Below are 25,375 nucleotides of genomic sequence, written 5' to 3'. Positions count from 1 at the left end.
CCGCGAACCCGTTACTCGCTTCCCCGCGAAATGCGCGCGGCCCTAGGCGTGCATTTGCAGATCGAACGGCGTCTCGCGCAAACGCGTGCCCGTCAAGCGGAACACCGCATTGGCGATTGCTGGCGCCACCGAAGGGCTCGCCAGCTCCCCGACGCCACCCGGCTTGCTCACATCGCCCTGCACGATTTGAATGTCGATGTCCGGCATATCGCTCATCCGGATCACGGGGTAGGTGTCGAAGTTGCTCTGCTGCACGCGGCCGTTGCGGATCTCGATGCGATCGCGCGTGGCATGGCCGAGGCCCCACATCAGGCCGCCATAGAGCTGCTCCTCGACGCCGGCGGGCGATACCGCGAGACCGCAATCGGCCACGCAGGTGAGCTTCTCGACGACGACTGAGTCGCCCTTGCGCGCGACGCGCGCGATCACGGCGATGTAGCTGTCGTAGGCCTGGTTGGTCGAGATGCCGAGCGCCGTGCCCGCCGGCAACGCCTGCCCCCAGCCGGCCCGCTGCGCCGCTTCGCGCAGCACCGCGACGTGGCGCGGCCGCTCGCGCATATGCGCGACGCGGAACTCCAGCGGATCGCGGCCCGCGCCGTGCGCGGCCTCGTCCATGATCGACTCCACGGCGAACACGTTCGGGATGTAGCTCACGGCGCGATACCAGCCCGTCGGCACGCCGGTTTCGTGGCGCACCCAGCCGATGTCGCGATGCGGCGCGCTATAGGCGAACTCCCACTTCGTGATGGCTTCGGTCGTGCTGTAGTCCATGCGGTCCGCGCGTTCGAGGTAGCCCGGCTCCCACTGCTCGGGCGAAGCCGGCGCGACCGCGCGCAGCTCCAGCGAGGCCAGCTGGCCCTGCGCATCGATCACGGCCCGCGCACGGTGATGGCTCGCTGCGTGATAGAACAGCGCGCGCATCTCGTCCTCGCGGCTGTTCATCAGCTTGACGGGCTTTCCGGTCTTGAGCGTGAGCCACGTGACTTCGAAGAGCCAGTACTTCGACTCGCGCGCGCCGAAGCTGCCGCCTGAAACGAGCTCGTGCAGCGTCACACGATGCTCAGGAATACTACCGATGACTTCCGCCGCCTCCAGCGCGGTAGAGGGCACCTGCAACCCGCCCCAGTATTCGATGCCGCCATTTCTGGCCCAGGCCGTCACGTTGATCGGCTCCATCGGATTCGCGGCCTTGTAAGGCATCGAGTACGAACCCTCGATTGTCTTTGAGCCGGACGCATGGACCACGCTGGCGTCGCCGTCCTGGATCGTCGGCACCACGCGCGCGGAGGGGTCGTCGAGCCACGCGGCCTGCCGCGCCGCGAGCGTGCTGCTGTCGAACGACTCGAAGGGGCTGTCTTCCCATTCGATATGCAGCGCGGCCTGGCCGCGATGGGCGCTCCAGTAATCGTCCGCGAGCACGGCCACGCCCGCCTGATTGCCGCCGAGCACGTCGGGGCGCGCGGGAATCTGCAGCACCTCGCGCACGCCGGGGATCGCTAGCGCCGCCTTCGCATCGACACTGCGCACGCGGCCATCGATCATGGGCGCGCGCGTGACCACGGCCACGCGCATGCCGGGCAGCGAAACGTCGATGCTGTACGCAAAGCTGCCGTTGGTCTTCTGGGCGGCGTCGCGCTTCTTGCGCAGCTTGCCCACATATTTGAACTGGCCTGGCGGCTTGAGCGCGACGTCCTTGGGAGCGGGCAGCTTCGCGGCGCGCGTGGCGAGCGAACCGTAGCTCGCGCGCCGAGCGCTCGCGGCATGGGTCACATAGCCGTTATCGGTCGCGCAGGCCGAGGCCGGCACGCCCCACTGCTGGGCGGCGGCCTCGACCAGCATCACGCGCGCGGTCGCGCCCGCGCGGCGCAAGCGCTCGTATTCGAGCGCGACGCTCGTGCTGCCGCCCGTCGAAAACACCTTCCAGAGCGGATGAATGTACTGCGGGAAGAACGGATCCTCGGGCGTGATGACCTCCACGCGAAACGGATCGACGTCGAGCTCCTCGGCCACCACCGCCGCGAGCGCCGTGTGCGTACCCGTGCCGGAATCGTGCTTGTGCACGACGAGCTTGACCGTATCGTCGGGCAGCACGCGCACCCACGCGTTGGGCTCGAACTCGCCGGGCTGCGGATGCGGATCGCCGCTGGCCGAAGAACCCGGCGAACTCGCGGCCGTGGCATGGGCATCGGGCAGCATGAACCCGACCGCGAGACCGGAAGCCAGCAGCGCGGAGCCCTGCTTCAGAAAACGGCGGCGCGCCGCGCCGTGGGAATCGTGAGAAGCGGCCGAACGATCGTGGCGCATTCAGGCCTCCTTGCCGGCGTGATCCGGCGTGGCGGTGGAGACCGCGTTCAGTGCGGGGTCGCGCGCGGCGGCGCGTTTGATCGCGCGATGAATGCGCCCATACGTGCCGCAGCGGCAGACATTGCCCGACATCGTCGAAACGATCGTGGCATCGTCGGGGGCGCCATTGTGCGCGAGCAGCGCCGCCGCCTGCATCAGCTGGCCCGACTGGCAGTAGCCGCATTGCGGCACGTCCTCGGCAATCCACGCAAGCTGGAGCGGATGACGCCCATCGCGCGACAGACCTTCGATGGTCGTGATGCGCCGGCCGTCCACCGCGACCGCTGGCAGCACGCACGAGCGCACCGCCTCGCCCTCCAGATGCACGGTGCACGCGCCACACAGGCCCTTGCCGCAACCGAACTTCGTGCCGGTGAGCTTGAGGCGGTCGCGCAGGACCCAGAGCAGGGGCATGTCGTCCGGCACATCGTCGATCGTATGCCGGGTATCGTTCACCACAATCGCAATCACGCGCTGTCTCCCGTATTGTTTCCGCTTTGGACAGGCAAAACCGCGTCCTCGGCACGTCTGCATTATTGGAATCCGCGGTGCGCCCTGCCAGCGATCATTTCGTCGAACCCCTGTAAGCCGGACTAACACATGCTCAAGCGTTACCCCTCGATCCAGTCGATGCAGGCCTTTTTGCAGGCGGCGCGGGTCGGCAGCTTTTCGAGCGCCGCGCGCCAGCTCTCCCTTACGCACAGTGCGATCAGCCAGCAGATCCGCTCGCTCGAAGATTTCATTGGCCAGCCGCTGTTCGCGCGCGTGGGCGGCCGTGTGACGCTCACGGACGCGGGCACGCTGTTCGCGAATCAGCTCTCGGACGGGCTCGAGCAGATCGACCGTGCGATCTCGACGGTCAAGGGGCGGCCCGCCGGGCCTTCGATTACGCTCGATGTCGATCCCGAGCTCATGCAGGGATGGTTTCCGTCGCGTTTGCCTGCGCTGGTGGGCGCGCTCGAGGGCGTGTCGCTCACTGTGCTTTCTGCGCCGCGTTATGACCGTTTTGCGTTCGAGCATGTCGATCTTGCGCTGCGCTATGGGTATGGGGAATGGGAAGGGGTGGATAGCGCGCTCGTTTGCCATGACCGGTTGGCGGCTATGGCTGCGCCTGAGTTGATCGAGCGTCATGGGATGGCGCTGCCGCTCGCGCCTGAGCAGGTGTTGGGGCTGCCGTTGCTCGGGTACACGAAGCGGTCGTGGATTCCCTGGTTGGAGGAAGCCGGTTTGGCGGGCGTGGAGCCCGATACGGTTGTAGTGCTGGATAATGCGGCCGGGCTAGTGGCTGCAATTGGGTCGGGGTTAGGTGCGGGACTTGCGCGGGGGTTGCTTGCGGCTGATGCGCGCCGCGATGGGCGCATTGTGGTGCTCAATGAGGTCGAGTTGCCCACTCATTACAACCTCTATGCGGTCTGGCCGCGAGAGAGGGCCGCGCTCGTGGCGCCTATTGTGGAGGCTATTCGCGAGCTGGCCGCTCTCACGCTCGGCTGATTGGCGGTTGCCCGATATTTTGGTGGGGAGCGCTGCCGCGTTGGCCTTAACTTGTTTTCGCGGCGGGCCGCAGGCGTTGCCCCTGTGCGGGGCGGCACCTACTTTTCTTTGCAGCCGCAAAGAAAAGTAGGCAAAAGAAAGCGGCTCACACCGCCAGTGTGACGCAGTTCACCACTGCCCTGTATATCGGAGCGGCTCCGGGGCATCCGTCTTCCCGCACACTCCGCCTCAGTGACAAGGGGCTCATCCTTCCCGCCGCGCGCTACGCGCGGGCGGAAGGGTCTGCAAGGAAAACCAGGCGGGCGGGCCGGCGAGTGCGCTGGGGGTGCCGTCCGATAAGTACGCGAAGGTGCGGACCGGCAAATGCACTGGAGTGCTGATCGGAAAATGCGCTGAGGTTCTTCCGGTAAATGCATCGGGGTGCTGACTAGTGAATGCACGGGCATGCTGGCTGGCGAATTCATGGGCGGTCCGCCGATTGAATACGATGGAGTCCTACGAAAACGCGTACATCCCCCGCTTTTGGTTATGCCCCACGGCGCGCGTAGCGCCGCCGGATGAATGAGCCCTTAGTCACTCCGGCATGTAGCAAGTGATGGCAGACGCTCCGGAGCCGCTCCGATATACAGGGCAGTGGTGAACTGCGTCACACTGGCGGTTTGAGCGGCTTTCTTTTGCCTACTTTTCTTTGCCGCGGCAAAGAAAAGTAGGTGCCGCCCCGCACAGGGGCAACGCCTGCGGCCCGCCGCGAATCCAAGTTAAGGCCAAAGGCTCTGAGAGCCCCAACAAACGCGATCTCAATCGAGCCCTTAGCGCGAGCTAGTTGCGCTCAAAGCGCTCTCAGAGCCACCGGCACGCTGCAAATCAGCGGCCACCTCCCGCAGGGTATCGAGAAAGGCATGCAACACCGGCGAGGTGTCATCCGCACGATACCTCGCATGTAGCGACACTTCAAGATCAGGCTCATCCAGCCTCACAAACGCGACACCCCCCGTAGAAATCTGCCGCGCAGAGGCCGGCACCAACGCCACCCCAATCCCTTCCCTAACGAGCGATAGCAACGTATGCACCTCAACAACCTCATACTCGATACGAGGCGTAAACTGCGCCCTAACACAAGCATCCTGCAAAAACCGCGCTAGCTGCGACTGCCGCAACCCAAACGAAATAAACCGCTCGTCCGCCAGCTCGCTCAAAGCAATGGCCTCCCGCCCCGCCAGCCGATGATCGGTCGGCAGCGCCGCAATCGCCGTATCCCGCCCGATCGCCTCGCTACGAATCTCAGGATCATCCTGATACAACCGAAAGAAGCAGACATCGAGCCGCTTCTCCTTTAACGCCGCAATCTGCTCCGCAGGCGTCATCTCATGCAGCGTCCAGCGCACCTGCGGATGCCGGCTCGCAAACGTGCGCAGCGCACGCGGTATAGGCGCCACCATCGCCGAGCTGATGATCCCCACCGCCAGATTCCCCACCTCGCCACGGCCCGCACAACGCGTCAAATCGATCGCGCGCTCGAACTGCGCGAAGATCAGCGGCACCTGCTTGCTCAGTGTTTTCCCTGCCTCGGTGAGCTCGACCCGGTGCTGCGAGCGAATGAACAGCGCCGTGCCCAACTCCTCCTCGAGCAGGCGGATCTGCTGGCTCAGCGGAGGCTGCGAAATGTGCAGCCGCGCGGCTGCGCGGCCGAAATGGAGTTCGTCGGCAAGCACCGCGAAGTAACGCAAAAGACGCAGATCCATGGGGTGTCCATATCGGAAACGTATCAAGATCGAGGGCAAAAAATATTGTACAGAGCCCTTGTGTCTTGTGAAACTGCGTCGCAAGCAGCAGTGCACGTGTAGGTGTCACTCGATGCCGGCGAGGGGAAGGCGCAATTGCAGCAATGGTTTCCATTGTGCGCCTTGCAAAGGGCCGCATGATCCGACCGGATCCCGTCGATTCGGCCGCGTTCGGCGACGTGCCTGCCCGCGACCCGGCAACTGGCTTCACCAGTTCCTCTCAAGGAGATCGAGTCCATGATCATCGACACCAGCTGTTATCCGACGAATCTCGTCGACCTCGCATGGCGCCACGACGGGCCCCCGTTCACGGGCGAGCGCCTCATTCAAACCATGAACGGCCCGTTCCTCATCAATGGCAAGCCACGCCGCGTCGACAAGGCCTTCATCCAGCCGCCGCAAGGCAACACCATCTACACCTGGACCGACGGCGTGCAGTCGGGCTCCGAATCGATCGACGCCTATATGGCCTACACGGTCGAGATGGTGCAGAAGTACCCGGACCGCTTCATCGGCTGCTTCGTGTACAACCCGCGCTGCGGCGTGCAAAACGGCGTCAACGCCATCGACCATTACGTGCGCAAGCTCGGCTTCAAGATGGTCCAGTTCCAGGCCAACATGCACGCGTACCGCCCCGATCGCGCGCTCGACTGGCTGCGCCCCGCGCTGCAAAAGTGCGCCGAGCTCGGCGTGCTCGTCAAGCTGCACACCGGCGACGGCCCGTACAGCATTCCCACCGAGTGGGTGCCGATGATCAAGGAGTTTCCCACCGTCAACTTCATCATGGCCCACTTCGGTGTGCAAACCGGTGGCGTGTACTGCTTCGAGCCGTTCCAGCTCGCCATGGACCTGCCCAACGTCTATTGCGAGTCGGGCTGGTGCCTGCAGTCGCGCATCGTGGAGTTCGCCAAGGTGCTGCCCAAGCACAAGATCCTGTTCGGCTCCGATACCCCGCCCAATGAGCCCGGCATGTGGCTGCGCCTGCTCGAAGTGCTCTGCTTCGAGCCGCCGCAAGGTCTCAATCTCGACGAGGACACGCTCGAAGACTATCTGGGCAACAACACCGCCCGCATGATCGGCCTCGAGCCCACGCCCGCCCCCCGCAGCGTGGCCGAAGCGCAGGCGCGTCTCGCCGCCTGAGCGAAGCGACATCAACACGCGCCCCGACATTCCGAACACGGAGCACCGCATGATCATCGATACGCATCTGCACCCGACCAATCTCGTCGACGAAGCCTGGCGCCACACCGGTGAGCCCTTCACCGGCGAGCGTCTGCTCAAGATGATGGACGGCCCTTATATCATCAACGGCAAGCCGCGCCGCATCGACATGGGCTTCATCCAGCCGCCGCCCGGCAACACCGGCTATCGCGACGGCAACCGGCGCGGCCGCGAAGGCATTCGCGACTATATGGCGTATATCGCCGAGCTCACGCAGAAGTACCCGGACCGCTTCATCGGCAATTTCACCTACAACCCGCGCTGGGGCCCGGAAAACGGCGCCGCCGAGCTGGAGTTTCACATTCGCGAGTACGGCTTCAAGATGGTGAAGCTGCACGCGAACATGCACGGCTACCGGCCCGACCGCGCGCTCGACTGGCTGCGCCCGGCCATGAAGGTCTGCGCGAAGTACAACACCGTCGTGCTGATCCACACGGGCGACGGTCCGTACACGATCCCGACGATGTTCTACCCCATCATCCGCGAATTTCCGATGGTCAATTTCATCATCGGACATTTCGGAATCCAGACGGGTGGCAACTACTCGTTCGAGGCCTTCTGGATGGCGATGGACACGCCCAACGTCTATTGCGAATCGGGCTGGTGCTATCAGGCGCGCATCGTCGAGTTCGCACGCGAGCTGCCGCGCAACAAGATCGTGTTCGGCACCGATTCGCCGCCCAACGAGCCCGGCATGTGGCTGCGCGAGCTGGAAATGCTCTGCGGGCCGGCGCCGCAAGGCATGGATCTGGACGAGGACGGGCTCGAGGACTACATGGGCAACAACATCGCCCGCCTCGTAGGCATCGATACCACGCGGCCGCCGAAGGATCTCGCGGAGGCCGAAAAGCGGCTCAAGTCCACCTATCTGTGACACCGCGTTAGTACCTGGTAACACACGTAGCAACAACGCGAGAACCGCGCGGCCCGCCCGCGCGGTTCGACCCGCCCTCGACGGAGTGCCTCATGACCGCCCGCTCTCTTTGCGCGACCCAGGACTTCCACGGCTTCGCGCAAGCCTATCGCGAACGCTATCCCGACGACGTGTTCGTGCCGGCGCAGCCGCTGTCCGCGGACCAGGACGTGACCGCGCTCGTGGTCGCGCTCGCCGCGCGCGGCCGCCATGACATGCTCTTTTGCGAGCGTGTAGAAGGACTCGCCACGCCGCTCGTGACCAATGTGTTTGCCTCGCGCACGCGCATCGGGCGCCTCTTCGGCGTCGCGCCCACTGAACTCTTCGATGCCTGGCAGCGGCGCGCGAATGCGCCGCTCGCGCCGCGCATCGTCTCGCACGGCCCCATCCTCGATAACGTGACGGAAGGCGACGCCGTCGATCTCGCCACGGTGCCAATGATCCGCCACTTCGAGACCGATCGCGGCCCCTATGTCACGAACGCCGTCATCGTGGCCGAAGACCCGGTGACGGGCGTCGCCAACATGAGCTACCACCGCTCGATGCCGCATGCGAGGAACGCGCTTGCGACGAGCCTGCATTCGCGCGGCCATCTCTGGCGCATGCTGCAAACGGCGCAGGCACGCGGCGATACGCTCAAGGTCGCGATGGTGATCGGCGCGCATCCGCTCTTCATGCTCGCCGCCGCCGCGCGCCTGCCCTATGGCGCGGACGAGCGCGCCCTCGCGGGCGGCCTCTTCGGCGCGCCACTCGAGCTCGTGCGCACGCCGCGCTATGGCATTGGCGTGCCGGCCGCCGCCGAGTTCGTGCTCGAAGGCACGATCGACGCGAACGAGCATGCCGAAGAAGGCCCGTTCGGCGAATTCACCGGCTATTCGTCGGACCGCTCGACCAATAACGTGCTGCGCGTGGAGACGATGCTGCGCCGCGACGACGCCTGGCTCATCGACGTGGTCGGCGGACCTTACGCGGAGCACCTCACGCTCGCGCGGCTGCCGCGCGAAGCCGAGATGAGCGAAAAGCTCAAGGCGCGCTTTCCGGCCGTGACCGCGATTCATTACCCGAATTCGGGCACGCACTTTCACTGCTACGTCGCGCTGAACCAGTCGCGCGACGGCGAGGCCCGCCAGGTCATGCTCGCGCTGCTCGGCTGGGACCCGTATCTGAAGAACGTCGTTGCCGTGGACGCCGACGTCGACATCACGGACGACGCCCAGGTCCTCTGGGCCATCGCCACGCATTTCCAGCCGCACCGCGACCTGTTCGTCGTCGACGGCCTGCCGGGCAGCGCGCTCGATCCGTCGTCGGCATCGGACGGCACTACCTCGCGCATGGGCATCGACGCCACGCGCGGCTCGCGCTTCGACGGCGTGCGCGCGCGCGTGAGCGACGACGCGATGCGGCGCGCGGAGCAGCTCGTCGCGAACCTCGCGGGAGCGGCACGATGAGCACCATGGGCACGGCCGGCACGCGACGCATCGTAGTGGGCATCAGCGGGGCCTCGGGCTTCGTCTACGGCATGCGCCTGCTCGCGCTCTTGCGTGAGCTCGAGATCGAAACGCACGCGATCGTCTCGCGCGGCGCGCTGCTGACGATGGCGCACGAGACCGACTACAAGCTCGCCGATGTGGCCGCGCTCGCGAGCGCGCTCTACCGCTGCGACGACCTCGCCGCGCCCATCTCGAGCGGCTCGTTTCGCACGCTGGGCATGATCGTGGCGCCCTGCTCGATGAAGTCGCTCGCGGAGATCGCCACGGGTCTCTCCTCGGGGCTCATCGCGCGCGCCGCCGACGTCACGCTCAAGGAGCGCCGCCGCCTCGTGCTGCTCGCGCGCGAAACGCCCTACACGCTCACGCATTTGCGCAATATGGCCGCCGTGACCGAGATGGGCGCGATCGTCGCGCCGCCGGTGCCCGCGTTCTACGCGCAGCCCGCCACGCTCGACGAGATGGTCGCGCATACGCTCGGACGCGTGCTCGACCTGTTCGACCTCGACAGCCGCACCGTGCACCGCTGGAAGGAGCCCGCCCTGGCGAGCGCCTGAACCCGACCCTGATCCTGGCCTAATCGCATTCATCACGTTCATCACGCTAAACGGAGACGCACCATGACGCACATTCACACGACCCATCACGACGTGGAAAAGATTCCGGTCACCGTGCTGACCGGCTTCCTCGGCGCGGGCAAGACCACGCTGCTCAACTACATCCTGCGCGAGAAGCATGGCCGCAAGATCGCGGTGATCGAAAACGAGTTCGGCGAGATCGGCATCGACGGCGGCCTAGTGCTCGAATCCACCGAGGAGATCTACGAGATGACCAACGGCTGCGTCTGCTGCGTGGGTGCGGTGCGCGAGGATCTCGTGCGCATCGTGCGCATGCTGGTCGAGCGCCCCGAGCGGCTCGACCACATCATCGTGGAGACGAGCGGGCTTGCCGACCCGTATCCGGTCGCGCAAACCTTCTTCCTCGACGATCCGATCGCGAAGCAGGTCGCGCTCGACGCGGTGGTGACGATGGTCGACGCGAAACATATTGGCGCGCATCTGGACGACCTCGTGCTCGACGGCAGCGACAACCAGGCCGTCGACCAGATCGTCTGCGCGGACCGCATCGTCATCAACAAGGTCGATCTCGTGGACGAGGCCGCCGTGGATGCGCTCACGCAGCGCCTGCGCAGCCTGAACGAGACCGCAGGCATCGTCACGTCGAGCTATGCGCAGATCGATCTGGGCAAGATTCTGGGCGTGGGTGCGAGCGACTTTGCGCAGATTCTCGTGGAAAGCGACGGTCTGCATGCCGACGATCACGGGCACGAAAGCCACGACGCGCACGAGCATGATCACGATGGGCACGAGGAGCACGAGGAGCACGATGGGCATGACGGCGATGCGCTCCATGCGCACGACGACCACCGCCACGACGAGACGGTTTCCTCGGTCGGCATCGAAGTCGAAGCGGAAGTCGATCTCGACGTGCTCGAAGGCTGGCTGGCCACCTTGCGCGAGCATAACGCCACGAACCTCTTCCGCATGAAAGGCATTCTCGCGGTGCAAGACCGCGCGCAGCGCTACGTGCTGCAAGGCGTGCACGGCGTGATCGAGCTGAGCGCCGCGCAAGCGTGGGGCAGCGAGCCGCGCACCTCGCGCATCGTCTTCATTGGCCGCGATCTCGACCGCGCCGCGTTGACCGCGGGCTTCCACGCGTGCCTGGCCACGCCAGTCGAGGTGTGAATACGCCAGCGAGCACGTAGCAGAGTCAGAAACCCAACGCAGCCTTGAACAGATGCCTGAATAGAAGTCCGAAGTAACCGGCCGGCACAGCACCGGCCGGACACGATAATCAGGAGACACGTCATGAACACTGCCTCACACCCCGTCGATCGGGTCCTGCCCTGGCGCCAGATGCTCACGCTCGGCATGCAACACATGCTGGTGGCCTATATCGGCGCGATCGCCGTGCCGTTGATCGTCGCCTCGGCGCTCAAGATGTCGCCCGCGGACACCACGGTCCTCATAAGCACCGCGCTGTTCTGCTCCGGCATCTCGACGATCTTTCAAACCGTGGGCGTCTGGAAGCTCGGCGTGCGGCTGCCGATCCTGCAGGGCGTCGCGTTCAGCAGCGTCGGGCCGGTGATCGCCATCGGCCTCACGCCGGGCATCGGCTTCACGGGCGTGTGCGGCGCGGTAATTGGCGCGGGCGTGTTCACGGCGTTCGCTGCGCCGCTCGTCGGCCGGCTGCGCCGCTTCTTCCCGCCCGTCGTGACCGGCTGCATCGTCACCGTGATCGGGCTGCAGCTCTTTCCGGTCGCGTATCAATGGGTGGGCGGCGGCGACGTCGCCAGGCACGACTTCGGCTCGCTGCCGTTTCTCGGCGTCACGCTGCTCGTCGCAGCCGTGATTCTCGGCGTCAACCGCTTCGGCACACCGTTCGTGCGCAATCTCTCGGTGCTGATCGGGCTCGTCGTGGGCACCGGGCTCGCCATCGCGCTCGGCATGGGCCATTACACCAACGTCGCCGCCACGCCCTGGTTCACGCTGCCCGTGCCGTTCTACTTCGGCACGCCGGTGTTCTCGATCGTGGCCATCGCCACCATGGCGGTCGTGATGATCGTGCAGATGGTCGAATCGATGGGCCTGTTCGTGGCGATCGGCGACATCGTCGACAAGGAGGTGAGCGAGGAAGACGTCGTGCGCGGCCTGCGCGCCAACGGCGTGGCCAGCGCGATTGCCGGCATGTTCGCCGCGTTCCCGTTCATCGCGTTCATGGAGAACGTGGGACTCGTGATCCTCACCGGCGTGCGCAGCCGCTGGATCGTCGCGGTGAGCGGCGTGCTGATGTGCGCCGTGGCGCTCGTGCCCAAGTTCGGCGCCATCGTGGCCGCGACGCCTTCGGCCGCGCTCGGCGGCGCCGGTATCGCGATGTTCGGCGTGGTGGTCGCGGCCGGCGTGCAGACGCTCGCGAAAGTCGATTTCGAAGGCAACCGCTACAACGTGCTGATCGTGGGCTTCACGATTGCAACGGCGCTGATCCCGGTCATGGCGCCTCAGGTGTTCGGGCATATGCCCGCGTGGACGCAGCCCTTCCTCCATAGCGGCGTCGTGCTCGCGTGCCTCGTTTCGGTCGTGCTCAACGCGGTGCTGAACGGCGTGCGTCCCGCCGAGCGCGTTCAGGAGGATCACGCCGACGCGGCCTGCGCGACGATGGCGCGCGACTGACGCGCGCCGGTTCGAGATTCACCCGCATTTCCCTTCATCGAAATTATTGAGGATGCCTGATCGTGAACGAGCCAACCCAATCGATACTGATCCGCAATCCCGCCGCCGTCATGAGCGGGCGCGCGGGTGAGCAAGCGCGCCTCGGCCAGGTCGATCTGCGGATCGCGAACGGCCGGATCGAGTCGATCGCCCCCAATCTCGCGCCCCGGCCCAACGAGCGCGTGATCGATGCGCGCGACTGCGTCGTCTATCCGGGGTGGGTCAACACGCACCATCACCTGTTCCAGAACCTGCTCAAGGCCGTGCCTTCCGGCATCAATGCCGATCTGCAGGACTGGCTCGCCGCCGTGCCGTATCCGCGTCTCGCGCGCTTCACGCCCGAGCTCGCACGCACGGCGGCGCGGCTCGGCCTCGCGGAAATGCTGCTTTCGGGCGTGACGACGTGCGCCGATCATCACTATCTGTACCACGCGCACGGCAGCGTCGAGACCGGCGATCTGCTGTTCGAGGAAGCCGCCGCATTCGGCTTGCGCTTCGTGCTGTGCCGTGGCGGCGCGCTGCAAGCCGCGGGCGATCATCCGGGCTTCTCGAAGACGGCGCTCGAGCCGGAGACGCTCGACCAGATGCTCGCCGACATCGAGCGCCTCAAGGCGCGCTATCACGACGGCGGCGCCGCCTCGATGCGGCGCGTGGTGGTCGCGCCCACCACGCCGACATTCTCCCTGCCGCCCGAACTGCTGCCGGAGCTGGCGCGCGCCGCACGTGGCCTCGGGCTGCGGCTGCATACGCACCTCTCGGAAACCACGCGCTATGTCGACTTCTGCCGCGAGCGCTTTGGCAAGCTGCCGGTGGAGTTCGTGGCCGACCACGGCTGGCTCGGCCCCGACGTCTGGTTCGCGCATCTCGTGCATCTCGAACCTTCGGAGATCGCGATGCTGGCCGAGACCGGCACGGGCTGCGCGCATTGCCCGGTCAGCAACGCGCGCCTCGGCAGCGGCATCGCGCCCGCGCCGCGCATGGCCGATGCGGGCGTGCCCGTTTCGCTGGCCGTCGACGGCGTGGCGTCCAACGAATCGGGCAGCATGACCCACGAGGCGAACTTCGCGTGGCTCGTGCATCGGGCCGCGCATGGCGCCGCGGCCACTACGGTCGAAGAAGTCATCCATTGGGGCACGGCCGGCGGCGCGCGCGTGCTGGGCCTCGGTGACGTAGGCACGCTCGCGCCCGGCCAGGCCGCCGACCTCGTGCTCTACGACCTCAACGCGCTGCGCTTCGACGGCTTCCACGACCTCGCGGTCGCGCCCGTTGCGGCGGGCGAGCCGGTGCGCGTGCGCTACAACATCGTCAATGGGCGCGTAGTAGTGGAGGACGGCGAGATTCCCGGCCTTGATCTGGAGGCGCTGCGCCGTGCCGCTGCGGAAGGTGTCAGGGAACTACTGGAGTGAGCGCTCGGCGGCGGTGCGCGGAATCGCCGGCGCCGCGTACAGCCGCCTGCGCAGCCAGCGATTGAGCGGCTCGGCATAGCACCACGCCACGGTCGCACTCAGCACGGCAGACAGCGCCAGGAAGCCGGCAAGCAGCAGCAGCTTGCCGTCGCCCGCTGCCCCTTGCGGCGGCCATGCCGTGCGCAGCCAGCCGAGCACCACGAGATGAAACAGATAAAGCTCGTAGCTCAGGCATCCGAACCATTCGATGCCCTTCGCCCATCGACGCCCCACTGGCGCGCCCTGCCACTGGTTCGCAGCCAGCAGCAGGACAGCCGTACCGAGCGCCATCGCGGTGACGCCGAAAACGTGCGTCTCGCCAATCGGCCGATAGAGATAGAGCCAGGCCATCGCGCCGACAACGAGCACTTGTAACCATGCGGCCACGCGCCCGCCCAGCGCGACGCGCTTTGCGATCAGCGCCGTGGCGCAGCCGATCGCGATGCCGTCGAAGCACGCGAAATACGCGTAGAGGAAGCCGCCTTCGTCGTCCTGATGCGTGAAGCGATACCACGGCCCCAAGGCGACCATGACGGCAAGCAACACGAACAGCCGCGATTCGCGGCGCAGCACGACACAGAGGACAGGAAACGACAGATAAAACACTTCCTCGACCGAGAGCGACCACAGCACGCCGAGCGCATAGTTCACCCAGCCGAATTTGCCGATCAGCACATTCATCCAGAACGTGAGCGAGGCGAGATTCACGCTCCAGAACGAAACGGCCACGCCAGCCGGGGCGCGGTTCTGGAAGATCGCCACGCCCATCGCGGCAAACAGATTGACGAGGGCGAGCAGCAAGAGCAGGCAAGGCGCGATGCGCGCGAATCGCATCGCATAGAACGCGCGGCAATTCACGTGTTCGATGGAGGACCAACGCCGCTCGGCATTCGACGTGATCAAAAATCCCGAGATCACGAAGAACATCGTCACGCCGTAATTGCCGTTGCGGGCGACCGCGTGCACGGCGTCCCAGCCGAATAGCGCCGCAAGGCTCGTGTCGTTCAGGCGGTAGGCAATGTTGAAGTGATGAAACAGCACCAGAAGGATCGAGACGCCGCGCAGCAGATCGATCCGCGCATTGCGCTGTCCCTGCTGTACGTGCTGCATCACGCGCTCGTGCTCGCCCACTTCACGAACTCGACTCCGGCATCGCGCAAGACGTCCTCGCGGCGCGCCATATCGAGGCCCGGCGCGTCGTAGTACGCCGCGACGACGAGCGGCGCGCGGCCTGGCGGGCGCACGATCGCGTAGTCGTTCGTTTCGCGCTCGACGCTCGTGCCGGGCCGGTCACCCGCGCGCCAGTCGGCGGGCAAGGCGGCCCGAATACGCGCGCGCCCCGGCGTCGACGCAATCATCCAGTCTTCTAGCTGCTGGCGCGACTGCGCGCTCAGCACGTTGCCAAGCAGGATCTTGCGGGCCGATTGCGCGATGGCGCGCGGCGTCGTGGTGTCGAGCGCGCCGCTGTACTGGTTCGAGTGGGGCTCGTAGCGATCGGAAAGGGTCACGCTGTCGCCAAGACCGCGCACGAATTGCGTGAGGCCCTGCGGGCCGCCCGCGCTGCGCATGAGGAGGATGGCCGCGGTGTTGTCGCTCACCTCCACGGCCGCCTGGCACAGCGCGCCCACCGTCATCGCGCCGTGCGCGACATGGGCCTTGGTCACCGGCGACGTGAAGATCAGGTCCTGCTCCGTATAGCGCACCTGCCGCTCCGCGTGCTCTTGCCCGGCATCGATGCGCGCGAGGATCTGCGCCGCGAGCAAACCCTTGAAGGTGCTGCACATGAGAAAGCGCTCATCGGCGCGCCAGGCCAGCGTGCGGCCCGATCCGGTGTCGATGGCGAACACGCCGAGGCGGCCGCCGTTGCGGCGCTCGAGGTCGGCAAAGGGCGATTCGGCTGCGCGTGCCGGGCGGCTCATGGCGCTCATGCCAGCCATGCCCAGCAGAAGGGGAAATCCGAGAGTCAGGTTGCGGCGCGTTCTGGAGATCGGCACGATTTCTTTGACGTTTTTCTGGCGTTTTCTGGCGTTTGTTTGGGGCCTCTGCCTACCCGCTTTCATGCGAGCCGGTAGACACCCTCCTCATCCACCTTGACCCGGCCATCGGCCACAAGTTCAGCCAGATGCTGCGAAATGGTCCGCGTCTCGGCCGAGACCACCCACGGGTTTTCATAGCCGGGTGGATACAGCAGCCTTTGCTCGACCAGTTGCTCCAGCGTCTTGGGCGACTCCTTCAGCCATGCCAGCAGCCGCTGTTCGCGTTCGTCGATCCTGGCGGCAAACGCGGCGAGATCGCGCAAGAAATGCTCGCGGTCGGTGTACACGCCCCGGTGATGCGAGGTGACCCAGACTTTCGCCGGAATATCGGGCAGCCGCGCCAGGCTGTGGCGGAAATCGCGCAGGCTCGAACAGCTATCGCCATAGTAAGGCCCGAAGCCAGTCAGATCGATGTCACCCGTAAAGGCCACGCCCTCGGGCTCGACCAGCAAGACACAGTGGCCGGCGGTGTGACCCGGCAGATGGAAGGCGCGAATGCGCGACTGACCGAGTTCCCAGCACGCGCCGTCCACGTAGCCTTGCGCGTCCGGCCTTGGCGCATAGAAGAAGTCGCGCTCGAGCATCGCCTGCAACGCCCCAACGTCCTTCACGCCCGTGCCATAGGCGGCGAGCATGCCGTCCCAGCTGCGGATGGCCGGCAAATCGGCTTCATGCACATGGACGGCGGCGCGAGGAATGCGGTGCAGTCCGGCCATATGATCTTCATGCACGTGCCCCATGACCACCAGCTCGGTCGCGTCGAACTCGGCGCCGATGTGGTTCGAGACCAGCGGCGTGTCGAAGGCGGCGCGCGTGTCCGAGCCGCGAATGAGCACCTGGTTACCGTCGGGGTATTTGCCGTTCTTCGCGCCGAACAAAACCGAAACGCGGCCGAAGTCGGCGCGCGCGATGGCTACGTGAGAAGCGGGTTGTCCGGGAACGTGACTCATCTTGATCCATCCTTTTGCAAATGGTGATTGCCACAGCTGACCGGAAAACCCGAACGCCGGTCACGCCTTTTTGACGAACTCCGATTTCAGGCTCATCGCGCCAAAGCCATCCACTTTGCAGTCGATGTCGTGATCGCTATCGACGAGGCGAATGTTTTTCACCTTGGTGCCCATCTTGATCACGCCGCCTGAACCCTTTAATTTCAGGTCCTTGATGACAGTGACCGTATCGCCGTCCTGCAAAATATTGCCCGCCGAATCGCGATAGACCTTTGCGGCAGGCTCCGCCGTCGCGGCCTCGGCGCCCACGGTCCATTCGTGGCCGCATTCCGGGCAAATATAGGCGGCACCGTCTTCATACACGAATTCGGAATGGCACTGCGGGCACGGGGGTAATGCGTTCATGGTCAATTCTCACGCCTGTTGAAGGCGGTTGTTACGGTGATTGTCGACGGATGGTCGGGTACGCCGCGTGTGCGTCGCGGCCTCGGCAACCGGCGTTTCAGGTTCAGCAAGCCGCGCGGTGCGGACTTGATCGGACTTACCGGCGCGTGCGCGGCCCAACGGTGCTCTTCGTCTTGTAGGTCACGCCATGCTGCGCGAGGTAATCGCGAATCAATTGACGGACGACTTGTGAAGAGGTCAGATCCTGTGCGGCGCACAGCTCTTCAAATGCCGCCTTCTTTGCGGGGTCGATCAGAATCGTCAGTCGGGCGCTTTTGGTTTCCATCACGCAGGTCTTTCGGGTCCGGACAGGTTAATCAAATTATACAAGCGCGCTAGCGAGGAACTCGCCTAGCGATACATCCCAGCCGGCTTCTCGCGCGCTAATCGTGACCGTCTCGATGCAGGTCATCTGCCGGTCGAAACGCTTGACGCGCAGCGCTTGAGGCGGCAATGCGTGGCCGAAGAACACGCCGGCCATGTCGAGCAGGAGGCAAGGCTTGCCCCTGTAGCGCGCGGCTAGCGCGGAAAGGGGATCCTGGACGTGGCGGGCGGATTGCGCCGGATAGACGAAGACGAGGTTCACGCCCGCGGCATCGAGCTGGTCGCCCAGCGCCGCAAAGCGGTCAAGTAACTGGAACCCGCGCCCGCCTGCCGGGCCAACGCCCACGGCAACGAGCCCGCGCTCGCCGCACGCGTCGCGCAAGCGTATCCACTTGCTTTCGTGCGTCAGCAATGGAACATCCACATCAATCATGCCCCTTCCCCCGCTATGCCCGTCACCCAGCACGACGAGCCTCCGGCCCGGTCAAGGTGTAATTATATGTTAATCATCTTAGAATTCTGTGTAAACGTGGCGGGAGTGATGCAGGGGCTGTGCGATTGCACGCGCCGTGGTGGCGCGCGCACGGTCATCGGCTCGTCCACCACCGCGCGCGCGAAGAGGGACAAGATTTGTACGAGGCATGGCACAGGGGTAACTGAAGCCGCACTTGGCGCGCTAGCACCCGCGCATCAGCAAAAAAAAAGCGCTTCGTTCATCGCGAACGAAGCGCCTTTGCGTTTTCCGGCGCACGCACATCGCGCGCCGTCTATCCCTTCGCTTGCTCGTACGCCCGCTTCATTCGACGCGCGCCTTCCCTGATCGCTTCCACATCCGGGGCGGCAAACGAGAGCCGCAACGCGGCACGATCCGCGGCATCGGCGTAAAACGCCTTGCCCGGCACGAAGATGACTTTCTGCTCGATCGCCCGCGCGAGCAAGTCCGATGCGTCGATTCCCGGCAGTCGGGCCCACACGAACATGCCGCCTTCAGGCTGCTGAAACTCGATGGCGTCCCCCAACTGCTCGCGCAACGCCGAGCACAGTTCGCGGCATTTCACGCCATAGGCCGCCGTGATTTTCGGCAGATGCTGCTCGAGCGCGCCAGCCGCGAGGTATTCGGCCGCGACCGCCTGGGTCCACGGCGAACTGCACAGATCGACCGTCTGCTTGGCGATCACGCAGCGCCTCATGATTTCGCGCGGGCCAACCATCCAGCCCACGCGCAGGCCCGGTGCCACGATCTTGGAAAGGCTCGCGAAATGCACGACCCAGTTGCGCGCGCCGTCCACCTGCTCCGCCTCGGCGAGCAGCGAACGCAACGGCGTGCCGGCAAAGCGCAAGTCGCCATAGGGATCGTCTTCGATCACCACGAAACGGTACTTGACCGCCAGCGCGAGCAGCGCGCGACGGCGTTCGGCGGCCAGCGTCGCGCCGGTGGGATTGGCAAAGGTCGGCACCGTGTACAACAGGCTCGGCTTGCCGCACGCGCCCGATTCCAGCAGCGCCGCAAGCTCGTCCACCCGAATCCCGTGCGCGTCGGTGGGAACGGCCACGATGCGCGCGCGCTGCAATCTGAACGCCTGCAGCGTCGCCGGGTAGGCCGGTTCCTCGGTAAGCACGACGTCGCCCGGCTCGACGAGCACACGCAGCAGCAAATCGAGCCCCTGCTGCGAGCCCGTGGTCGCCACGACCTCGTCGGCTTCGCACGATGCGCCGCGCCGGCTCATCAGATCGACGATTTGACGCTTCAATGTCGCGAGACCATCGGTCGGCCCATATTGGAGGCACTGAACCGCGCTCGCGTAAGCGCGCTCCCCGGCGAGGCGCAGGCCCTCGACATCGAACAGATCGCTGGCCGGGTATCCGCCCGCGAACGAAATCATGCCCGGCTCGCTGAGATACTTGAAAAGCTCGCGAATCGGGGAGCCCGAGGGCTGCTGAAACGGGGAAGTGAACTCGTACATGGCGTCGCTCGAGAGAGGTCGGAAAGCGCAGTGGGTCGAAACAGGGGCTGTGCCCCGTCCGGCGCAAAAACTCCGGACGGTGCGAACTACATTAAGAAGCAGTGCCTGGCGATTTCAGTCGATGTTGAAATCGATGCCCTGCGCGAGCGGCAACGCCGACGAGTAGTTCACCGTGTTGGTCGCGCGGCGCATATAGCCCTTCCACGCATCGGAGCCCGATTCGCGACCGCCGCCCGTTTCCTTTTCGCCGCCGAACGCGCCGCCGATCTCGGCACCGCTCGGGCCGATGTTCACGTTCGCAATACCGCAATCGCTGCCGCTGGCCGAAAGGAAGCGCTCGCTTTCACGCAGGTCGGTCGTGAACACGCACGACGAGAGACCGTGGTGAGCGGCGTTGTTGGCCTCGATGGCCGCGTCGAAATCGCTGTACTTGAGCACGTAGAGAATCGGCGCGAAGGTTTCCGTGAGCACGATGTCCGTTTGCGACGGCATCTCGACAATCGCGGGACGCACGTAGAAGCCGTGCTCGTTGCCGCTCACGATGTGGCGCTCGCCGCCGAACACCTTTCCGCCTTCGGCCTTCGCCTGCTCCAGCGCGGCCTGCATGCGGCCGAACGACTGCTCGTCGATGAGCGGGCCCATCAGCGTGCCCTGCTCCAGCGGATTGCCGATCGACACCTTGCCATAAAGTGTCTTGAGGCGCTCGACCGTCTTGTCGTAAATGCTCTCGTGCACGAACAGCCGGCGCAACGTCGTGCAGCGCTGGCCTGCCGTGCCGACGGCCGAGAAGAGAATGCCGCGCAGCGCGAGCTCGAGGTTCGCGGTATTCGAAACGATACCGGCATTGTTGCCGCCGAGCTCGAGAATCGAGCGGCCGAAACGGCGCGCCACTTCGATGCCGACGGCGCGGCCCATCTCCGTGCTGCCGGTCGCGCTGACGATGTTCGAGCGCGGATCGGCGACGAGCTTTTCGCCGACTTCGCGCCGGCCGTTGATCAGAATCGTCAGCCCTTCGGGTGCATCGCCGAACTCCTTGAGCGCTTCCTGGAGGATGCCTTCAACCGCGAGCGCGGTGAGCGGCGTCTTTTCCGAAGGCTTCCAGATCACGGCATTGCCGCAAATGAGCGCGAGCGCGGCATTCCACGACCACACCGCCGCCGGGAAATTGAATGCGGAGATGACCGTGCACACGCCCATCGGGTGCCACGTTTCCGCCATGCGATGGCCGGGCCGCTCCGATGCAATGGTCAGGCCGTAAAGCTGGCGCGAGAGACCCACGGCGAAATCGCAGATGTCGATCATTTCCTGGACTTCGCCCAGGCCTTCCTGAAGGATCTTGCCGGTTTCGAGCGTGATGATGCTGCCGAGCGCCTGCTTCTTCTCGCGCAGCTTGTTGCCGAGGATGCGCACAAGTTCGCCGCGGCGGGGCGCCGGCACGTTGCGCCAGACCTTGAATGCGGCCTGTGCCTTGTCGAGCAATGCATCGACGTTGGCGGCCGGCTCGCTCGAAACGCGGCCAATCAGTGCGCCGTCGATCGGCGAATGAACGGCGATATCGCCGGCTTCCGCCAGATGGGCGATGCCGAGTTCCTTGAGTATGCTCGATGCTTTCATGCTATGACCTCTTGATAATTCTGATTCGAAATTTTGACGTTACCGAATGCCTGGCTCGATCGGCGGCGCTTACGCCGTTGCCTCAGCGCATGCGGACACACGTTCGAGTTGCCCTGATTTCCCTTGTGCGAGCGCGCGCAATGCAAGCTCCGCGATATGCAGCGTGTGACGTCCGGCGCCCTGCGCGATCTGCTCGCGGCAACTGAAGCCATTGGTCACGACCAGCGTCTCGCGCGGCGCTTGCCGCACGAGTGGCAAAAGCTTGTCCTCGCCGATCTTCATCGACAAATCGTAGTGGTCGGCGTTGAAGCCGAACGAGCCGGCCATGCCGCAACAGCCGGTGTCGAGCAGCGTCCAGCGCACGCCCAGCTTGCCCAGCAAGGCGGTTTCGCCCTTCATGCCGAACAGCGACTTTTGATGACAATGCCCGTGCACCATCACATCCGCATCGAGCGCCGGCCATTCGAATTGCGCTTGCGCCACGAAATCCGAAAAGAGGAAGCTCTGTTGCGAAAGCCGCCGTGCAATGTCGTTATTCGGGAGTTGCTTGAGCAACTCGTCCTTGAACACCGAGAGACAGCCCGGCTCGAGCCCGACCACGGGCACGCCGCTGCGGACTTCGTCGGCGAGCTCTTCGACGATGCCGGACAGCAGCGCCCGCGCCTCATCGAGCAGGCCGTAATCGTAGAGCGGCCGTCCGCAGCACAGACGCTTGCGCGGCAGCACCACGTCATAGCCGATGCGCTCCAGCACCTCCATCGCGGCCGCCGCAACCTGCGGCGAGAAATGATCGTTGAAGGTGTCGACCCAGAGGATCACCTTCTGGCGAGGGGCCTTCCTCACGGCACCCGGTGCCGCACGCTTTTTACCGTGCGACGCCCTGAACGTCTTCGGCGCGAAAGCCGGCAGCTCGCGCTGCGCGGCCACGCCCGCGACCCATTTGCCGATGCGGGCCAGCGGAGGCGCAGACATCGCGAAGTTCGCCAGCCGCGGGAAACGGCTCGCCCAAGGTGCCCATTGTCCGATTCTCCCCATGAACATCGCCTGGCGCGGTCGGCGATGATTTTCATAGTAGTGCGACAGAAACTCGGCCTTGTACGAGGCCATGTCGGTATGCGTCGGGCAATCGGACTTGCAGCCCTTGCAGGCGAGGCATGCGTCGAGCGCCTCCTTGACTTCCTGGCTATTCCAGCCGTCCTTGATGACCTCGCCCTGCAGCATTTCCCAGAACAGATGCGCGCGGCCACGCGTGGAGAAGCGCTCCTCGCGGGTGGCGCGAAAGCTCGGGCACATCGTGCCGCCGTCGAGCGACCGGCACTTGCCCATACCGATGCAGCGCTCGACCGCGCGCTGCATGCCGTCGCCCTCGGGGCTTTCGAAGGTCAGCTTCGTCGTGAGCTTGACGCTCTTGTACGACGGCCCCATGCGCAGATTCTCGTCGGCCCGGTAGGCGTTGACGACCTTGCCGGGGTTCAGGCGATTCGCCGGGTCCCAGATCGCCTTGAACTCCTCCATCGCCTGCATGATCTCGGGGCCGTACATGATCGGCAGGAATTCCGCCTTGGCTTGCCCGTCGCCATGTTCGCCCGAGAGCGAACCGCCGAAGTCCACCACGAGCTGCGCCGCTTCGCGCAGGAATCCTCGCCATTTGAGGACACCTTCGGGCGTGCGGATATCGAAGGTAATGCGCGCGTGAACGCAGCCATCGCCGAAATGGCCGTACAGGCAGGTCTCGTAACCGTAGCGGTCAACGAGAGCCTGAAAATTGCGCAGATAGTCGCCCAGCCGCTCGGGATCGACGGCGGCGTCTTCCCAGCCCACCATCGGGTCGGGCTTGTTGGGATCGATCGAGAGCGCGACTGCCGATGCACCCGTCTCGCGAATCGACCAGATCTTCTGCTGCTGCACTTTCTCCGTGACGACGAAGCCCGTCACGTCCGGGCCCGCCTCGCCCGCGAGGAAATGGCGCTCCGCCGCTTTGGCCTGACGTGTCGCGTCCTCCATCGAATCCGCGCCGAACTCGAGCACGACCCACGCGTCGCCGCGCGGCAGCAGCGCGATTTCCTCGCTCTTGAGGCCGCGCGCCTGCAGACCGCGCACGATGCCGCGATCGAGGCCCTCGATGGCGATGGGATTGAAGCGCGTGAAGTGCGGGACGGCATCGGCCGCCACGTAGATGTCCTTGAAGCCGAGCAGGAGCAGCACGCGGCATGCCGGGCTATGCACGAGCCGCACCTTGGCCTGCAGCGTGATCGCGCACGTGCCTTCGGTGCCCACGAGCGCGCGCGCGACGTTGAAGCCGTTCTCCGGCAGCAACTGATCGAGATTGAAGCCCGAGACGCGGCGCTTGATTTGCGGAAACTCGCGGCGAATGTAGTCCGCGTAGCGATCGCGCAACTCGCGCAGGCGCCGATAGATCTCGCCGCGACGGCCGCCTTCGGCAATGATCGCGTCCAGCTCACCTTCGCTGGTCGGGCCGGCCCAGAAGCGCGCGCCGTCGTAGGTCAGGACCTCCAGCGCCTCGACGTTCTCGGCCGTCTTGCCCGCCATGACCGAATGCGCGCCGCACGAGTTATTCGCGATCATGCCGCCGAGCGTGCAGCGGCTGTGCGTGGCCGGATCGGGCGCGAACGTGAGACCGTGGACTTCGGCGGCATCGCGCAGCGAGTCGCAAATGACGCCGGGCTCCACGATCGCGGTCCTCGCGACCGGGTCCACGGCAACCACGCGGTTCACATACTTGCTGGCGTCCGCCACCACCGCCACGTTCACGCACTGACCGTTTTGCGAGGTACCGCCGCCACGCGTCAGGAACGGCACGTCGTGGCGCTGGCACACGGCCACCGCGGCAACGAGGTCCTCCACGTCGGCGGGGACCACGACGCCCAGCGGGATTTGCCGGTAGTTCGAAGCATCCGAGGCGTAGAGCGCCTTGGAGCCCGCGTCGAACCGGACTTCGCCGCGCAGCGTGCGGTGGAGATCGGCTTGAACGCCTTGCAGCAACGGCTCGCTGGCCTGAAACGGTGTGGCGGCTTTCACTTTACTTCCCGGCCGCAGCGGTATTGGCGGTGTTGGCGGTCATCTTGAAGATGCCGGTGGCGTTGCCCGCGTCGAAGCGCAGATCGGTTTCCCACTGGCGCGTGGCCTGATTGAAGGTGCGCTTGCGCGTGATGAATTCATAGAACGAGCCCGGCACTTCACGCATCACGATGGCGCCATCGTTCTGGCGCAGCTCGCGCAGCACGATATCGGCGCGATAGGCGGTCTGGAACACGCGACCCGAGCGCGAGCGCTCGACGTCCGGCTTCATCGGCCGGCCCTTGGCTTTTTCGTCGTCGGAGAGCTTGAACACATCGGCCACGCGGTCGGTCGCATGGTTGAACGCATTGCCTTCGGTCGAGATCCACGCCATTTCGGCCGATTCGGCCAACAGCGCCTCGTAGTCATTGACGCTGGGCGCATCGTGCTGACGCGAAAACGCGCCGACGATCACGGGCAGCAGCTCGCGCGCGGTTTCGATCGGCAGATAGCCATCGCGTGCGAGCTCGGCAAGCTGCGAGACGGCGAGCGGCGTAAGCGGATCGCGCGAGGAGCTCAGCACATTGGACACCGCCTGCTGAAACGCCTTCGAGAAGCGCTCCGGATGCAGCTCGCTCACGAAGAACTGGGCGATCTCGTCCGGCGCATCTTCATGAACATAGGCACGGCCCGTCATGCCGAGCTTGTCCAGCGGATAGCGGCCATTGAGCTTGAAGCCGAGCGGCAGCAGGATGCGCGTGAACGCGGCCTCGCCGGGGGGCAGCGCGCCGCTTTGCGCCCAGCGCACCGTGCGCAGCGCGCCATGGTCGAAGTACACCGAACCACCCTGCGCGATTGCGTCGTTGGTGTAGTTGCGGCCATTGGGCGAGCGCTCGAGCAGGTCCTCGAACAATGCCATGTTCATCGCCTGGGCCAGTTCGGCGCGCGTGACGACGCCCTCTTCCCATTCCTGCAGCAGCGCGGGGGTATTGAGGGTCGCAAAGAGACGATCGGTCTTTTGCGCACCGAGCAAACCCTGCAACAGGCTTTCAACATTCGAATTTCTCATTGCCAT

General features: G+C 65.2%; 21 protein-coding genes. 8 read left to right on the top strand and 13 right to left on the bottom strand.

From position 1 onward, the window contains the following. Positions 1-42: 42 nt before the first annotated feature. Both E1956_RS27570 and E1956_RS27565 read right to left on the bottom strand, forming a co-directional pair. The gene (locus E1956_RS27570; RefSeq protein WP_134755206.1) at positions 43-2,304 is read right to left on the bottom strand and encodes a xanthine dehydrogenase family protein molybdopterin-binding subunit; all 2,262 of its coding nucleotides are present in this window, start codon (positions 2,302-2,304) and stop codon (positions 43-45) included. Continuing rightward, positions 2,305-2,814 carry a (2Fe-2S)-binding protein gene (locus tag E1956_RS27565; protein WP_134755204.1) on the bottom strand — a complete coding sequence of 170 codons (510 nt, stop codon included), beginning with the start codon at positions 2,812-2,814 and terminating at the stop codon, positions 2,305-2,307. 129 nt (positions 2,815-2,943) lie between these two features. Here E1956_RS27565 and E1956_RS27560 point away from each other — a divergent pair, with 129 nt between their 5' ends. Further along, complete coding sequence (locus E1956_RS27560; protein ID WP_134755202.1) at positions 2,944-3,834, top strand: LysR substrate-binding domain-containing protein; 891 nt, start codon at positions 2,944-2,946, stop codon at positions 3,832-3,834. A gap of 809 nt (positions 3,835-4,643) precedes the next feature. Here E1956_RS27560 and E1956_RS27555 read toward each other — a convergent pair. Continuing rightward, a complete protein-coding gene (locus E1956_RS27555) occupies positions 4,644-5,576 on the bottom strand; it encodes a LysR substrate-binding domain-containing protein (RefSeq protein ID WP_134755200.1) in 933 nt (310 codons plus the stop codon). 276 nt (positions 5,577-5,852) lie between these two features. Between E1956_RS27555 and E1956_RS27550 the strand changes: the two genes are divergently transcribed. The 7 genes from E1956_RS27550 (at position 5,853) to E1956_RS27520 (ending at position 13,911) form a co-directional block, all read left to right on the top strand. Next, positions 5,853-6,755 (top strand): amidohydrolase family protein, encoded by a 903-nt coding sequence (locus tag E1956_RS27550; RefSeq protein ID WP_028222882.1) that lies wholly within the window; start codon positions 5,853-5,855, stop codon positions 6,753-6,755. A 49-nt stretch (positions 6,756-6,804) separates the two neighbouring features. Then, positions 6,805-7,710, top strand: a complete 906-nt coding sequence (locus tag E1956_RS27545; protein WP_134755198.1) for an amidohydrolase family protein — start codon at positions 6,805-6,807, stop codon at positions 7,708-7,710. Positions 7,711-7,802: 92 nt separating this feature from the next. Further along, positions 7,803-9,197, top strand: a complete 1,395-nt coding sequence (locus tag E1956_RS27540; protein ID WP_134755196.1) for a UbiD family decarboxylase — start codon at positions 7,803-7,805, stop codon at positions 9,195-9,197. A 5-nt stretch (positions 9,198-9,202) separates the two neighbouring features. Next, positions 9,203-9,793: a UbiX family flavin prenyltransferase gene (locus tag E1956_RS27535; RefSeq protein WP_134757837.1), complete on the top strand. Its 591-nt coding sequence runs from the start codon at positions 9,203-9,205 to the stop codon at positions 9,791-9,793. A gap of 63 nt (positions 9,794-9,856) precedes the next feature. Further along, the gene (locus E1956_RS27530; RefSeq protein ID WP_134755194.1) at positions 9,857-10,981 is read left to right on the top strand and encodes a CobW family GTP-binding protein; all 1,125 of its coding nucleotides are present in this window, start codon (positions 9,857-9,859) and stop codon (positions 10,979-10,981) included. Between the two features lie 123 nt (positions 10,982-11,104). After that, positions 11,105-12,466 (top strand): nucleobase:cation symporter-2 family protein, encoded by a 1,362-nt coding sequence (locus E1956_RS27525; protein WP_134755192.1) that lies wholly within the window; start codon positions 11,105-11,107, stop codon positions 12,464-12,466. 110 nt (positions 12,467-12,576) lie between these two features. Then, positions 12,577-13,911, top strand: coding sequence for an amidohydrolase family protein (locus tag E1956_RS27520; RefSeq protein ID WP_418789338.1), 1,335 nt, complete (start codon positions 12,577-12,579; stop codon positions 13,909-13,911). Here E1956_RS27520 and E1956_RS27515 read toward each other — a convergent pair. The 10 genes from E1956_RS27515 to E1956_RS27470 form a co-directional block, all read right to left on the bottom strand. Then, positions 13,900-15,060 (bottom strand): acyltransferase family protein, encoded by a 1,161-nt coding sequence (locus E1956_RS27515; RefSeq protein ID WP_134755187.1) that lies wholly within the window; start codon positions 15,058-15,060, stop codon positions 13,900-13,902. The two genes, E1956_RS27520 and E1956_RS27515, sit on opposite strands and share 12 nt — an antisense overlap. Beyond that, complete coding sequence (gene bla / locus E1956_RS27510; RefSeq protein ID WP_232072027.1) at positions 15,060-15,869, bottom strand: class A beta-lactamase; 810 nt, start codon at positions 15,867-15,869, stop codon at positions 15,060-15,062. The genes E1956_RS27515 and bla overlap by 1 nt, the downstream gene beginning before the upstream one ends. A gap of 137 nt (positions 15,870-16,006) precedes the next feature. Continuing rightward, positions 16,007-16,936 carry an MBL fold metallo-hydrolase gene (locus tag E1956_RS27505; RefSeq protein ID WP_134755183.1) on the bottom strand — a complete coding sequence of 310 codons (930 nt, stop codon included), beginning with the start codon at positions 16,934-16,936 and terminating at the stop codon, positions 16,007-16,009. 60 nt (positions 16,937-16,996) lie between these two features. Continuing rightward, the gene (locus E1956_RS27500) at positions 16,997-17,341 is read right to left on the bottom strand and encodes a zinc ribbon domain-containing protein YjdM (RefSeq protein ID WP_134757835.1); all 345 of its coding nucleotides are present in this window, start codon (positions 17,339-17,341) and stop codon (positions 16,997-16,999) included. A 136-nt stretch (positions 17,342-17,477) separates the two neighbouring features. Continuing rightward, complete coding sequence (locus E1956_RS27495) at positions 17,478-17,666, bottom strand: ribbon-helix-helix protein, CopG family (RefSeq protein ID WP_134755180.1); 189 nt, start codon at positions 17,664-17,666, stop codon at positions 17,478-17,480. A gap of 36 nt (positions 17,667-17,702) precedes the next feature. Beyond that, on the bottom strand, positions 17,703-18,137 hold the full coding sequence (locus E1956_RS27490; RefSeq protein ID WP_134755178.1) for a hypothetical protein: 435 nt from the start codon (positions 18,135-18,137) through the stop codon (positions 17,703-17,705). Between the two features lie 334 nt (positions 18,138-18,471). Beyond that, on the bottom strand, positions 18,472-19,668 hold the full coding sequence (locus E1956_RS27485) for an aminotransferase-like domain-containing protein (RefSeq protein WP_134755176.1): 1,197 nt from the start codon (positions 19,666-19,668) through the stop codon (positions 18,472-18,474). A 114-nt stretch (positions 19,669-19,782) separates the two neighbouring features. Next, the gene (amaB, locus tag E1956_RS27480) at positions 19,783-21,282 is read right to left on the bottom strand and encodes an L-piperidine-6-carboxylate dehydrogenase (protein WP_134755174.1); all 1,500 of its coding nucleotides are present in this window, start codon (positions 21,280-21,282) and stop codon (positions 19,783-19,785) included. A 69-nt stretch (positions 21,283-21,351) separates the two neighbouring features. Continuing rightward, positions 21,352-24,321 (bottom strand): FAD-binding and (Fe-S)-binding domain-containing protein, encoded by a 2,970-nt coding sequence (locus tag E1956_RS27475; protein WP_134755172.1) that lies wholly within the window; start codon positions 24,319-24,321, stop codon positions 21,352-21,354. Position 24,322: 1 nt separating this feature from the next. After that, positions 24,323-25,369: a DUF1338 domain-containing protein gene (locus E1956_RS27470; RefSeq protein WP_134755170.1), complete on the bottom strand. Its 1,047-nt coding sequence runs from the start codon at positions 25,367-25,369 to the stop codon at positions 24,323-24,325. Between the last annotated feature and the right edge of the window lie 6 nt (positions 25,370-25,375).

Source organism: Paraburkholderia pallida, from assembly GCF_004524855.1.
Classification (GTDB): domain Bacteria; phylum Pseudomonadota; class Gammaproteobacteria; order Burkholderiales; family Burkholderiaceae; genus Paraburkholderia; species Paraburkholderia oxyphila.
Note: the sequence above shows the minus strand (reverse complement) of the source record. Positions and strands in the feature narration are given on the sequence as shown.

Bases quoted from the DNA above. Each gene is read 5' to 3' on its own strand.
- E1956_RS27505 (WP_134755183.1), bottom strand. From the start codon at position 16,936: ATGAGTCACGTTCCCGGACAACCCGCTTCTCACGTAGCCATCGCGCGC.
- amaB (WP_134755174.1), bottom strand. From the start codon at position 21,282: ATGAAAGCATCGAGCATACTCAAGGAACTCGGCATCGCCCATCTGGCG.
- E1956_RS27570 (WP_134755206.1), bottom strand. From the start codon at position 2,304: ATGCGCCACGATCGTTCGGCCGCTTCTCACGATTCCCACGGCGCGGCG.
- E1956_RS27490 (WP_134755178.1), bottom strand. From the start codon at position 18,137: ATGATTGATGTGGATGTTCCATTGCTGACGCACGAAAGCAAGTGGATA.
- bla (WP_232072027.1), bottom strand. From the start codon at position 15,869: ATGAGCCGCCCGGCACGCGCAGCCGAATCGCCCTTTGCCGACCTCGAG.
- E1956_RS27495 (WP_134755180.1), bottom strand. From the start codon at position 17,666: ATGGAAACCAAAAGCGCCCGACTGACGATTCTGATCGACCCCGCAAAG.
- E1956_RS27560 (WP_134755202.1), top strand. From the start codon at position 2,944: ATGCTCAAGCGTTACCCCTCGATCCAGTCGATGCAGGCCTTTTTGCAG.
- E1956_RS27540 (WP_134755196.1), top strand. From the start codon at position 7,803: ATGACCGCCCGCTCTCTTTGCGCGACCCAGGACTTCCACGGCTTCGCG.
- E1956_RS27485 (WP_134755176.1), bottom strand. From the start codon at position 19,668: ATGTACGAGTTCACTTCCCCGTTTCAGCAGCCCTCGGGCTCCCCGATT.
- E1956_RS27520 (WP_418789338.1), top strand. From the start codon at position 12,577: ATGAGCGGGCGCGCGGGTGAGCAAGCGCGCCTCGGCCAGGTCGATCTG.
- E1956_RS27500 (WP_134757835.1), bottom strand. From the start codon at position 17,341: ATGAACGCATTACCCCCGTGCCCGCAGTGCCATTCCGAATTCGTGTAT.
- E1956_RS27555 (WP_134755200.1), bottom strand. From the start codon at position 5,576: ATGGATCTGCGTCTTTTGCGTTACTTCGCGGTGCTTGCCGACGAACTC.
- E1956_RS27545 (WP_134755198.1), top strand. From the start codon at position 6,805: ATGATCATCGATACGCATCTGCACCCGACCAATCTCGTCGACGAAGCC.
- E1956_RS27550 (WP_028222882.1), top strand. From the start codon at position 5,853: ATGATCATCGACACCAGCTGTTATCCGACGAATCTCGTCGACCTCGCA.
- E1956_RS27525 (WP_134755192.1), top strand. From the start codon at position 11,105: ATGAACACTGCCTCACACCCCGTCGATCGGGTCCTGCCCTGGCGCCAG.
- E1956_RS27515 (WP_134755187.1), bottom strand. From the start codon at position 15,060: ATGCAGCACGTACAGCAGGGACAGCGCAATGCGCGGATCGATCTGCTG.
- E1956_RS27535 (WP_134757837.1), top strand. From the start codon at position 9,203: ATGGGCACGGCCGGCACGCGACGCATCGTAGTGGGCATCAGCGGGGCC.
- E1956_RS27530 (WP_134755194.1), top strand. From the start codon at position 9,857: ATGACGCACATTCACACGACCCATCACGACGTGGAAAAGATTCCGGTC.
- E1956_RS27470 (WP_134755170.1), bottom strand. From the start codon at position 25,369: ATGAGAAATTCGAATGTTGAAAGCCTGTTGCAGGGTTTGCTCGGTGCG.